This is a genomic window from Pedobacter sp. BG31 (assembly GCF_042464845.1).
Lineage (GTDB): Bacteria > Bacteroidota > Bacteroidia > Sphingobacteriales > Sphingobacteriaceae > Pedobacter > Pedobacter suwonensis.
In genome coordinates this window covers 15,319-27,820 of record NZ_JBHNZK010000005.1, presented here as the reverse complement: position 1 = coordinate 27,820, position 12,502 = coordinate 15,319, and the positions used below count along the sequence as shown (strand labels likewise).

General features: G+C 39.0%; 7 protein-coding genes. 4 read left to right on the top strand and 3 right to left on the bottom strand.

Annotated elements, in window-relative coordinates; genetic code table 11:
- Positions 1-2: 2 nt before the first annotated feature.
- Positions 3-965: an isopenicillin N synthase family dioxygenase gene (locus ACFE6N_RS08190; RefSeq protein WP_378935454.1), complete on the bottom strand. Its 963-nt coding sequence runs from the start codon at positions 963-965 to the stop codon at positions 3-5.
- A gap of 223 nt (positions 966-1,188) precedes the next feature.
- Between ACFE6N_RS08190 and msrA the strand changes: the two genes are divergently transcribed.
- The 3 genes from msrA (at position 1,189) to ACFE6N_RS08175 (ending at position 4,006) form a co-directional block, all read left to right on the top strand.
- Positions 1,189-1,788 carry a peptide-methionine (S)-S-oxide reductase MsrA gene (gene msrA, locus ACFE6N_RS08185; protein ID WP_145857076.1) on the top strand — a complete coding sequence of 200 codons (600 nt, stop codon included), beginning with the start codon at positions 1,189-1,191 and terminating at the stop codon, positions 1,786-1,788.
- 121 nt (positions 1,789-1,909) lie between these two features.
- On the top strand, positions 1,910-2,266 hold the full coding sequence (locus ACFE6N_RS08180; protein ID WP_378935452.1) for a VOC family protein: 357 nt from the start codon (positions 1,910-1,912) through the stop codon (positions 2,264-2,266).
- A gap of 222 nt (positions 2,267-2,488) precedes the next feature.
- Positions 2,489-4,006: a malate:quinone oxidoreductase gene (locus ACFE6N_RS08175; RefSeq protein WP_378935450.1), complete on the top strand. Its 1,518-nt coding sequence runs from the start codon at positions 2,489-2,491 to the stop codon at positions 4,004-4,006.
- Positions 4,007-4,692: 686 nt separating this feature from the next.
- Here the strand turns inward: ACFE6N_RS08175 and ytxJ are convergent.
- Positions 4,693-5,151, bottom strand: coding sequence for a bacillithiol system redox-active protein YtxJ (gene ytxJ, locus ACFE6N_RS08170; protein WP_378935448.1), 459 nt, complete (start codon positions 5,149-5,151; stop codon positions 4,693-4,695).
- Positions 5,152-5,349: 198 nt separating this feature from the next.
- Positions 5,350-5,841 carry a 6,7-dimethyl-8-ribityllumazine synthase gene (ribH, locus tag ACFE6N_RS08165; protein ID WP_378935446.1) on the bottom strand — a complete coding sequence of 164 codons (492 nt, stop codon included), beginning with the start codon at positions 5,839-5,841 and terminating at the stop codon, positions 5,350-5,352.
- Positions 5,842-6,006: 165 nt separating this feature from the next.
- Here ribH and ACFE6N_RS08160 point away from each other — a divergent pair, with 165 nt between their 5' ends.
- Complete coding sequence (locus tag ACFE6N_RS08160) at positions 6,007-12,399, top strand: MG2 domain-containing protein (protein ID WP_378935444.1); 6,393 nt, start codon at positions 6,007-6,009, stop codon at positions 12,397-12,399.
- Positions 12,400-12,502 lie beyond the last annotated feature (103 nt).

Here is a 12,502-nt window from a genome sequence, read left to right as displayed (position 1 = left end):
GACTATTTCTTCAATCCAATTTCCCTCAAACGTTCATCCAGGTATTCGCCTGCCGTCATATCGCTGTAGGCTTTAGGGTGTTCCGCATCAATGGTTGATGGTAAACTGGTTAAATCCATATCGCTGCGCGGGTGTAAAAAGAATGGAACAGAGTAACGGGAAGTTTTCATTAGCTCACGTGGCGGATTTACTACCCTGTGCGTTGTCGATTTTAGCTTATTATTGGTTAAGCGCTGCAACATATCACCTACATTTACCACAATATCAGTATGGTGTGCTTTAATTGGCAACCATTCGTTGCTTCTTGTTAACACCTCAAGACCATCGGCACTGGCACCAATTAACAAGGTGATCAGGTTGATGTCTTCATGTGCGCCTGCACGTACCGCATCATCCGGAATCGTTTCAGGGTTTTCGATCGGGAAGTAATGGATACCTCTCAAAATAGAATTTCCATTATGGACATGTTTATCGAAATAATTGATCGGCAACTCTAAATAAGTGGCAATGGCACGCAGTAAATGCGTTCCGTTTTCTTCCAGTTTTTTATAGATTTCTCCCGTTACCTTATTAAAGTCAGGTAATTCCTCTAAAATTTCATTATCAGGATATTCATTTTTAACCGGATCGCCGTCAGTTACTTCTTGCCCAATCTGCCAGAATTCTTTTAAATCAGGTGTCTTTGCACCCTTAGCCGTCTCTTTACCCGCGCTGGTATAGCCGCGCTGACCTGCCAATTCTGGTTTTTCATATTTCCTTTTGATTTCAACGGGCAACGAAAATGCCGCTTTGATGTTTTCGTAAAGTTTATCAATCGATTCCTGACTTAAACCATGGTTGGTAATGGTAACGAAACCAGAATCGTTAAAAGCCCTGCCCAATTCATCAGAAAACCTTTTACGATCTTCTTCAGAGCCGTTGATGTAGGAACCTAAATCTAAACAGGGAATATACGGTGTAGACATAATCTTATATTTATAATGTTATACGAATTTAAAAAAGAATTGTTAATAAGTGTGTTTAGTTAATAAAATAGCGCCTTAAACATTTGTTATTTAATGTATTAAGTTGTTAACATTAACAGCAGAATCAACAATTTGTTGCGATTGTCATACAAAATCCATTATTGATTTAATACAAACTACACCCTTTTATTTTGCGTATAATTAGATATAAATAAAAACACACATGAGAAAAATATTTTTGATCCTACTTGCCATACTGTCGTTAAACCAGGCAAATGCACAAGGAAAAAAGACGGAAAAGGCGACGTTTGGTATGGGCTGCTTTTGGTGTACCGAAGCGATATTTCAAAGATTAAAAGGTGTAATCTCTGTAAAATCAGGTTATGAAGGCGGTACGTTGAGCAACCCAACTTACGAAGAGGTTTGTACAGGGGCTACCGGGCATGCCGAGGTTTTGGAGATTACCTATAACCCAATGGTGATTTCTTACGATGAGCTATTAGAAGTTTTTTGGAAAAGCCACGATCCGACTACACTAAATCGCCAGGGCGCAGATAGCGGTACACAATACCGTTCGGTAATTTTTTATCATTCAGCAGAGCAAAAAGCATTGGCAGAAAAGTATAAGGCCGAATTAAACAAAACCAATGCTTATGGCAAGAAAGTAGTGACGGCAATAGAGGCCGCAAAGCCTTTTTATGTCGCTGAAAATTATCACCAGAATTATTTTAACAAAAACGGGAGTGAGCCGTATTGCAGGTTGGTCATCCTTCCAAAAATACAAAAACTGGAAAAAGTATTTAAAGCGAAGCTTAAAAACTAATTCGGAAATACAGTTCCACTCAATATTGAATTTATGTCTCTTTGAGCCTGTCGAAACGATTATCTATTTAGGTAGTTCCTTCGACAGGCTCATGATGAAATACCATTTAACCTTTTTCCTTATGGTAAAAAGAATTGTACTTAATATTGATACGCAGGAAATTTTAGCTGCGGCCAGTTTCTATCAAAACATTTTGGGACTTGATCTAATCATGGACCATGGCTGGATTGCAATTTACGGTGCGATAGGTGAAAAGATGGATGTACAGATCAGTTTCGCTTCTGAAGGCGGATCAGGTACACCAACACCAGATTTATCCGTTGAGGTAGACAATGTTGATGATGTATTTGAAAAGGTGAAAGCTGCCGGGCTTCCTGTAGAATACGGACCGGTTAACGAACCATGGGGTGTAAGGAGGTTTTACACCAGAGATCCATTTGGTAAGTTGGTTAATATTCTAAGCCATGTTACCATTTAATTATCAATGCGATTAGCAGTTTTAGTAGCCAGCTTTTTGTAAACTTCAACCTGCATTTTTTGTTTTTAATTGATCAAACTGTTTTTTGGATTAAAATTTGATTATTAATTGTTAAAAAAATAGAAATATTTCTAATTTTTGAGCAATTTTTTAAGATTTAATCTCTCCAAAATTCGTGGTATGTTTAAAATCATTCTAAATTTGTAACTCCTTTAAGCTAAGATGACAAAAAAGAAAAAGACAGTTGGCAAAACTGACGCTGATGTAATTTTGATAGGGGCTGGCATCATGAGTGCAACCCTTGGTGTTTTATTAAAACAATTAGAGCCGAATTTAAGCATAGAAATTTACGAACGTTTAGATATTGCGGCAGCAGAAAGTTCTGATGCCTGGAATAATGCTGGTACAGGACATTCGGCTTTTTGCGAATTAAACTACACGCCCGAAAAGAAAGATGGTTCTATCGAAATAAAAAAAGCGGTTCAAATTGCAGAGCATTTTGAGGTTTCCAAGCAATTTTGGTCATATCTGGTGAGCAAGGGACTGGTATCTGATCCCTGCAATTTTATCCGCAATATTCCACACATGAGTTTTGTTTGGGGTAAAAAGAATGTCGAATATCTTAAAAAGCGCTATGATGCCTTAACTCAATGCGATCTGTTTAGCGAGATGCAATATACAGAAGATGCTGAGCTTGTAAAAAGCTGGGCACCATTGATTATGGATGGTCGTAAAAAAGGTGAGAAAATTGCGGCTACCAAAATGGATTTGGGTACTGATGTCAACTTCGGTACGTTAACCCGCGATATGTTTAACCACTTAAAGGAAGAAAGCAACGTTAACCTGTATTTCAATCACGAAATCCGCGACTTAAAGAAGAATAAGGATGGGAACTGGATTGTAAAGGTTAAAGATCTGGAAAGCGGCGACAAACGCAAAAGAGTAGCCAAATTTGTATTTATCGGTGCCGGTGGCGGGTCATTGCCATTGTTGGAAAAATCTGATATCCCGGAAGGAAAAGGATTTGGCGGTTTCCCGGTTAGCGGACAATGGTTAAAATGCACCAACGAAGAAATTATCAAAAAACACCACGCTAAAGTTTACGGTAAGGCTGCGGTTGGCGCTCCGCCCATGTCGGTACCGCACCTGGATACGCGAATGATTAATGGCAAGCAGGCATTGTTGTTTGGGCCATATGCAGGTTTCTCGACTAAATTTCTCAAAAACGGATCGTTTTTAGACTTACCAAAATCAATAAAATTTAACAATATCCGACCAATGATTTCGGCCGGTTTACATAACCTCGATTTAACAAAATATTTAATCGAACAGGTTAGGCAGTCGCCAGAAGATAGATTGGAAGCATTAAAAGAATATCTACCAACGGCCGAGTTAAAAGATTGGGAATTGGAATATGCTGGTCAGCGCGTTCAGGTGATAAAAAAGGATGAGAAAAAAGGTGGAATTTTAGAGTTTGGTACAGAGGTGGTTAGTGCTGCCGATGGTTCTATCGCGGCCTTGTTGGGCGCGTCTCCCGGAGCATCAACAGCGGTTTCTATTATGCTCGACTTGTTAAATCGTTGTTTTGCCGAAGATTTGGCCACTGATGAATGGCAGGCAAAAATCAAAGAGATGATTCCTACTTATGGAAAACCACTTGCTCAGGATCCGGAATTGTGCAGAGAAACCAGAACAAGAACATCAAGGGTGTTGAAAATAGAAAACACGGTAGTAGCTTAAGCTATAATAAATCAAAATATTATTTAGGTCTCGGTATAAATCGGGGCCTTTTTTTTTAAAGTACCCTTGGTCTGTGAGCACACAGACCGAAACCATAAATCCTAACCACGGTAAATAGAATAATTCAACCACGGATAAAAAGGATGCACACAGATATCAAATCCGCGTTTACCATAGCTGTTCGTAGAGTTAAGCGTAGCGTCTCTACGAATTGGTGAATGATTTGAGTTTTTAACTCAATGTTAAAGCGCGAGTCGGAGACTCTTTGCTAGGCTGCAATCCGTAGTTCCCTTCGGAACACTATGTACAGGGGGCGAGAGCTGAAAACGTTCTGCTCCGCTAAAATCCATAATATCATTTAAGAAATTATTTACCGTTTAATCAATATTGATTATTGTTTCACTAAACGTTCCTAAGGAACGGCACAAATAATAAAACATCATTTGTGCTACCTGGGAATCGTCCCGCTGGGACGTCACATATTAATGACCATTATCGGAATTATCGTCCCGTGTGTCGTAGGTAACCTGGAAAAGTAGGGGCTTTTTCGTTCCGTAGGAACGTTTGGTGAAAGGATAATAAGTCTTCGATAACCCGTCAGACGCTGAACGTCGCTTTTTTAAAAAACAACCACAAAAAAAAGGTATCCAATTGCTTGAATACCCTTTGTCTGAATTTTTCTATCGTTATGCCGCGATCACTTCTGCAACTTCATCAGCAGAAATATCGCTATGCGATGCTTCTAATACACAATCACCATTTTTAATCAATAAAATCTGAGGTGATTGATGTGCTACCTGAAATACTTCTGCAATCTGGTTAGAAATATCACGATAGCTGATTAAATCTAAAAAATAAAGTTTTGTTTCCGACGGAATAACATCCCAGTCAAATTCGAAATTCTTTTTAGCCATTAAACTAATTGAACAACGTGTGCTGTGTTTAAAAATAAGACTAAAACCGCTTGCATTCTTGATCTCGTCAAGCTGCTCCATTGAAGTTAAGTTAACCCAAGTCATGATATTTATGATATGATTTACAGAATAACAATTGCAGCTTAATAAAGTTCTGCAAATGACCTGAATATGAAGATTAGAAATAGTTGGGTTAGTTTCTTCTGCGTCTTCCTTCAGGATAAGATCCATAGGCCGGGCAAAGTTTAGAAGAACAAGATTCTAAAATGGTAATGGTGCAGAACACCGCCAATAATAAGATGGCTACTTTTTTCATCTGTTTAATTTTGTTTCAATGGTAATGAAGCGCTCACGAACTGGTTCGGATGGCATCATCTGATCTGATAAATTTTAAACGCCTAAGTTACAAATAATTATTAAAAGACAAGTTTAAATTTGCGCAGAAAAATCAGCCATTTTAATAGCGGTCATTGCCGCTTCATCGCCTTTGTTACCATGTTTGCCGCCTGCACGGTCTTGAGCCTGCTCCAGGTTGTTGGTCGTTAAAACGCCAAAAATTACCGGTTTACTATATTTAATACCAACGTTGGTTATTCCTTGTGCTACAGCATCGCAAATAAAATCGAAATGCTTCGTGTCTCCCTGGATGACGCAACCCAGGCAGATTACAGCATCTATATCGCTTCTTTTGCTTAATAAAATTTCTGCGCCGCCCGTTAATTCAAAACTACCCGGTACGGGTAAAGAAATTATATTTTCTTCGGCAACGCCATTTGCCAGCAGGGTTTTCAATGCGCCGTTGTATAATGCACCCGTAATTTCGGCATTCCACTCGGCTACAATAATTCCGAATTTATAATTTTCACCACTAGGAACCGTAGTGTGAGAGAAATCAGATAGATTTTTTAATTGTGTTGACATCAAGCAAAGATAATGTTATGCATTGAATGTTAAAAACCTTAATGTTTGTGGCTTGTAACATTTGGTTCATCAACACTTAGATTCGTATAAAAATCAGATAAAATCTAAATTGCTTATGGAATTTGGGCCTTCATTCCATCAATATTGAAAACGCAATCCATACTTATGAAAATATTATTACGTATCTCCACATTATTTCTTTTTATCTCTTTGTTTTCCTTTAGTGTTTCTGCACAGCATAAATTTACGCTGATCGATTTTTACAGGGTAGATTCCATTGCGAACCAGGCGAAACCTAAAGATGCGCTTGCATTGATTGACAAGATATATAAGCAGGCCAGCCAAACGGACAATATGCCTTTGCTTATTAAATCAGTTATTTATCGGATGATGTTTCAAAGTTACCTGGAAGAAAACGCCTTTGATAAAATTTTGATGGATTTGCGTAAAGATATTGGCAATGCCAAACAGCCTGCTAAAAGCATTTTACAATCACTTTTAGCAGAAACCTATTGGAACTATCTTAAACAAAACCGTTGGCAGATTAATGAGCGTACGCGGGTACAGGGTGATATTGGAGAGGATATTAAAACCTGGGACATCAAAAAACTGAATGATGAAACCGTAAAATATTACCTTTTATCTTTAAAAGACAGCCAGATTTTACAACAGACGAAAGTAGATACTTTAGATGCCGTTTTGGCTGGCGATAAAACATACAGAAGCTTCAGGCCTACAATATACGATCTGCTGGCCCACCGTGCCATTGATGTTTTCAGCAACACTCAAATAGGCCTCACCCAACATGATGATGAACCAATTGACATGAGCAATGTTGATTGGTTGGGAAGCAGACAGGTATTCTTGGCTGCTGAAATACCTATCGATAGTACCTCTTTTAAAACGCAGGCTTTGCAGCTGTTTAAAAACCTGATCACATTTCATCAGAAAAGTAATAATTTTTCAGCACTGGCAGATGTGGATTTAAAACGGTTAAAATTTGTATACCAGCATTTTGTGGGCGACGGTCAGGAATTATATAATAATGCCTTAAGCCAGTTGGCTGAGCAAAGTATTAAAAGCGAGGTTTTTGCTGATATTTTGTTTGAGCAGGCCGTTTTACATAAAAATGCACAGTTACCTATTGATACCAATAAGCAGAACCTGATTACGGCGGTTGCTTTGGCCGAAAAGGCGGTAAATACCTTTCCAAAGAGCATTGGGGCTGAGAACGCCAGAAATTTAATTGAAGATATTAAAAGCAGTAGTTTATCGGTTCAGGTAAAAGAATTTATACAGCCCGATCGGCCAAGCCAATTATATTTATCATATAAAAACACTGATAGTGTACAACTGAGGCTATACCATTCGCCCGAATTTAAAAATGAATATGAACAGTTTGACAATAAGGCCGGTTTCTTAGCTTTTTTGAAAAATAATAAAGCTTTGAGGCATTGGATAATAGCTGTTCCCAGGAGCAACGATTATCAACCCCACAGTTTAGTAGATAAAATGGAGGGATTGCCTTTTGGCAGTTATACTTTAATTGCACAAACCATTAACCGCAACCAGAACAATACCGTTTATAGCAACATCAATTTCAAGGTTACGGCTATGGCAGTGATTAATAGGCGTAATATCGAAAAACACGAATTTTTTGTCAGTCAGCTGAACAATGGTACACCGTTAAAAAACGTAAAGATTCAGCAACGGAGATATGATTATAATACCCGGAAGTTTATTGATGGCGCCTTAATTACAACCAATGATAAAGGTTATGCCAGTACATATGAAACCGACAGAAATATGGCTTACGCGGTAGTTACGCTCGGAAAAGATGAATTGAAATTATACATCAACAACCATAACGGCTACCGGGATGATGAAGATGATGAACGGGTGATTCTTTTCACCGATAGGCCTATTTACCGCCCCGGGCAAACCGTTTATTATAAAGGATTGTGTTTAAAAATCCTGAACGGAGAAAATAAAATCCAAATAAATAAAGATGTTGATGTTTCTTTTAATGATGCCAATGGAAAAGAGATTACCACGACGAAACTGATGAGTAATGATTATGGCACATTCCAGGGCTCTTTTACCATCCCAATGGGCATATTAAACGGGAGTATGGAAATTGAAACCGATTATGGCCGCATTGCTGTACAGGTTGAAGAGTATAAGCGTCCTACTTTTGAAGTAGTATTTGATAAACCCAACAAACATTATAAATTGAACGATAGCATAAAAGTTGAGGGTAAAGCCAGTTCATTTTCGGGCTATTCGGTAAGCAACGCGAAGGTGGCTTATAAAGTTTTTAGAAACCTGATGTATGATTACAGACTTAGCTATGGGCAACCGAGTACAGTTTATGGTTCGAGGATAAATGTTGCAAGAAAACAGGTAGCTATTGGTAAAACAAATACGAAAGCGGACGGTAAATTTGAGATTGCCTTTTTTGCAAATGCTATGGATACCAGTAAAAATTATGTCTACGAAATCGTAGCTGATATAACCGATTTAAATGGGGAAACCCGTTTAAAGACGATCAACCTAACCGTAGGGAAGAAAGACATTATGCTTAACATCAGTACAGCACAAGTGGTGTATTTGAGCAACAAAGCAGATAGCCTCTCTTTTTCGGTTACCAATTTAAATCATCAGGCCATTAAAGCTGATGTGAAAGCAGAATGGAGCTTACTCCAGGCACCATCCAGGTTGATGAACAAAAGTCCGTTTTATGCCGAAAACTATGCCATGAGCAAGGAGAATTTTATTAAAAACTTCCCTGATGATGATTATAATAATGAACTTGAAGTAATCAAATGGCCGGTAAAATCAGTAGAATTTACACAATACCTCAGTGCTAAAAATGGAACCGGAAATTTGAGTTTCAGCCAGAAAGACCTGAAGCCAGGTTATTATAAAATAAGTTTAACGGCAGTAAACGGACAAAATGATACGGTTAAACTAGATAGATATCTTGTCGTTTATCATGATATGCCAGCTGTAATACAATCAAACATCGAATGGGTTACACCGGAGTTTACGGTGATCAAACCCAATGAAAGTGCCATATTCCGTTTGGCCGGTTTAACAGAAAACAGCAAGGCTTATTACGAAGTTTATTATCGCGATAGCATAGCCGAAAAAGTGTGGATTAATTTATCGCCAAAACAGACCATTGTTAAAATACAACCAAAAGTTAATGCTGAAGATGGTTTTGCCGTACAGTTTACGATGGTACATCAGGGGACCCTTTATAACTCCATGCAGCTGGTTCAAATTGTTGATCCAAAGAAAGAACTGAACGTCCGTTTTTTGGCCTTTCGAAATAAATTACAGCCAGGCGAAAAGGAAAGCTGGAAACTGCAGATCAGTAATAACATGGGAGAAAAACAAATGGCCGAAATGGTAGCCACACTTTACGATGCAAGTTTAGACGACCTTAGGCAAATGGACTGGAACACGAATTTGCAAACCGGCTTTAATTATGGTTTTTATAACTGGAATTTCAATGTAAATAATGTGGCTAACCCAGGCTACCTATGGTTTTTAAGGCAGGAAAAAAAATATAGCTTAATTACCCGGGGCTATGAAAATCTTAACCTGTTTGGGTATAACTATTATGGCGGATACAATTATGGCTACCGGAACTACATCAGTAATTTACAAAGGGCTAAACGAAAAGGCTTGTCTCCCGAAGCGGTAAAAAAGCTGACGGAATTAGAAAACGGTAAATTAATTTATGGGGTGGTGTTCGATAGCCAGGGTGAAATACTGCCGGGCGTGCAGGTTAGTATAGGGAAAAAAGTAACCACAACCAATGTTTTCGGTATTTATACGATCGATGCCAAAGCTGGGGAGACACTGAACTTCTCTTTTATCGGCTTTAAACGTTACGTTATAAAAATAGGCAATAAAAAACGGATTGATGTAAGTTTGAAGGAGGATGGACAGGCTTTGAATGAGGTAGTGGTTGTGGGTTATGCGGCGCAGAGAAAGGAGAGTATGACGGCAGCAGCCGTTCAGATTCGGGGAGTGTCAACCTTACAGGGAAAGGTAGCTGGACTAAGTGTTGAACCACCAACCGTTGAAAAATTAAAGGGAAAAGCAGTTGCAGTAGATGATACTGGTACATACGATTTCGCAAGCATTAACCATTACGACCCTAAAACAGGTTTAGAAATCGTAAATGGCAAGCCTGTTATCAAAAAAACAAATATTGCCGCCCGAACCAACTTCAACGAACTTGCATTTTTTTATCCTCAGTTGTTGACTGATGCCAAAGGTGAAATCAAGATTGAATTTACCATACCGCAAAGTTTAACCCGCTATAAAATGATGGGTTTTGCACACACCAAAGATTTAAAAACAGCCACCATTGCCAATGAGCTGGTTACACAAAAACAATTGGCCATAACTGTAAACGCACCGCGCTTTTTTAGGGAAGGTGATACCATTTTATTAAGTGCCAAACTGAATAACTTAGCCGGTAAAAAACTTGCGGGCAATGCCAGTTTAGCACTTACAGATGCTTTGACAGGAAAACAGATTCAAATTTTTGAAGCAAATGAACAATCTGATAAAACTTTTGAAGTAGATAACGAGGGCAATACCGTTTTAAAGTGGACCTTAATTATCCCATCGGGTATTAATGCCATTACCTATAAAGTTTTGGCCCAAAGTGGCAAGTTCAGTGATGGTGAAGAAAATACCATTCCGGTTTTGGCAAATGCCATGCTGGTTACTGAAAGTATGCCTATAAATGTACGTGGTAATACCACCAAAACATTTGATTTTGAGAAACTCGAAAAATCGGGCAGTTCGAAAACCATGCGTAACCAAGGCCTAACTTTTGAGTTTACTTCAAACCCGGTTTGGTATGCGGTGCAGGCCTTACCTTACCTGATGGAATATCCTTACGAATGTGCCGAGCAAACTTTTAGTCGCCTTTATGCCAATAGTTTCGCAACGGGCATCATCAATTCGTCGCCAAAAATTAAAACGGTTTTTGAGCAATGGAAAAACACCAATAATGGCGAAGCGTTGTTGTCCAGCCTGGAGAAAAACCAGGAATTGAAATCAATTTTATTGGAAGAAACGCCTTGGGTGCGCAATGCCGATAACGAAACGGAACGTAAGAAGCGTTTGGCAGTGCTTTTCGATTTAAATAGAATGACTTACGAGCTGAAAAACAATTTCGATAAGCTGGAAAAAATGCAGTTCAGCAATGGGGCTTTCCCATGGTTTAGTGGCATGCGAGAAGATAGATATATTACACAGCATATTGTTTTGGGCATGGGGCAGTTAAAAAAACTGAGAATGGTTGATGAAAAGGCTTATCCAAAATTTAATGCCATGCTCAACAGAGCCATTATTTATTTGGATGCAGCACTTGTTAAAGATTATAAAGAGGAACTGAAGGGAAAACAATTTGCCTACCTGCCGCTGCACTACCTGTTTGCCAGAAGTTATACCGGTCAGAAAAATAACGGTGCCGATTTTTTAAAGGCCAAAGATTTTTACCTCAAAAAACTGGCATCCAACTGGAAAACTTTCGATACCTATCAATTGGCGCAAGCAGCATTGGTGCTCAACAGAAACGGCCATAGTATAGAAGCAAAAAAAATCATTACGCTGTTAAGGCAAACCGCACAACAAAATGATGAAATGGGGATGTACTGGGCTACCAATAAAGCAGGTTGGTGGTGGTACCAAAGTCCGGTTGAAACGCAGGCTTTATTGATTGAAGCTTTCGATGAAGTTGCCAACGATACAAAGGCTGTAGCGGAAATGAAGATTTGGCTGCTCAAAAACAAACAAACCAACGATTGGAAAACGACTAAAGCCACTGCTGCAGCCTGTTATGCGCTGTTAATGAGAGGCGCCGATTTATTGACTGAAAATAATGAACCAGAAATTACCATTGGTGGCCGGAAATTAGCAGTGCTGCAACAAGCCAATGCCACAAAGGAGGCCGGAACCGGTTATCAGAAAATAAGCATTGCAGGCCCGGATGTTCAACCGGAAATGGGCCGTGTTACAGTTAAAAACAATAACCAGACCATTGCTTGGGGTGCATTATACTGGCAATATTTTGAGCAACTGGATAAAATCACATCTGCCAGCACAGGTGTTAAAATCAAAAAACAATTGTTCATTCAAAAAGCCAGTGCCAAAGGCGATATCCTGACGCCGTTAGCTACCACAAATGTTTTAATGCCCGGCGATTTATTAAAGGTGCGCATAGACATTTATTGTGATCGCGATATGGAATACATCCATCTGAAAGATATGCGTTCTTCGGGCTTTGAACCTGTTAATGTAATTTCCGGGTATAAATATCAGGACGGTCTGGGTTATTATGAAAGTACAAAAGATGCATCAACCAATTTCTTTATCAGTTACATGCCAAAAGGGACCTATGTTTTCGAATATCCGTTAAGGGTTACCCACGCCGGTAATTTTTCGAATGGGGTTACCAGTTTACAAAGCATGTATGCGCCAGAGTTTACTACCCATTCGGCTGGAATCCGGGTAAGTGTAAAACCTTAACATTTTGACCGTCACCCTGAATTTATTTCAGGGTCTAACTTATGAAGTACAAGTCCGACAGGTTTTGAAAATAGGAAGTTAAACCTAATATACTCATTAGATG

Coding starts and splice junctions, on each gene's coding strand:
- ACFE6N_RS08190 (WP_378935454.1), bottom strand. CDS start 965: ATGTCTACACCGTATATTCCCTGTTTAGATTTAGGTTCCTACATCAAC.
- msrA (WP_145857076.1), top strand. CDS start 1,189: ATGAGAAAAATATTTTTGATCCTACTTGCCATACTGTCGTTAAACCAG.
- ACFE6N_RS08180 (WP_378935452.1), top strand. CDS start 1,910: ATGGTAAAAAGAATTGTACTTAATATTGATACGCAGGAAATTTTAGCT.
- ACFE6N_RS08175 (WP_378935450.1), top strand. CDS start 2,489: ATGACAAAAAAGAAAAAGACAGTTGGCAAAACTGACGCTGATGTAATT.
- ytxJ (WP_378935448.1), bottom strand. CDS start 5,151: ATGGATCTTATCCTGAAGGAAGACGCAGAAGAAACTAACCCAACTATT.
- ribH (WP_378935446.1), bottom strand. CDS start 5,841: ATGTCAACACAATTAAAAAATCTATCTGATTTCTCTCACACTACGGTT.
- ACFE6N_RS08160 (WP_378935444.1), top strand. CDS start 6,007: ATGAAAATATTATTACGTATCTCCACATTATTTCTTTTTATCTCTTTG.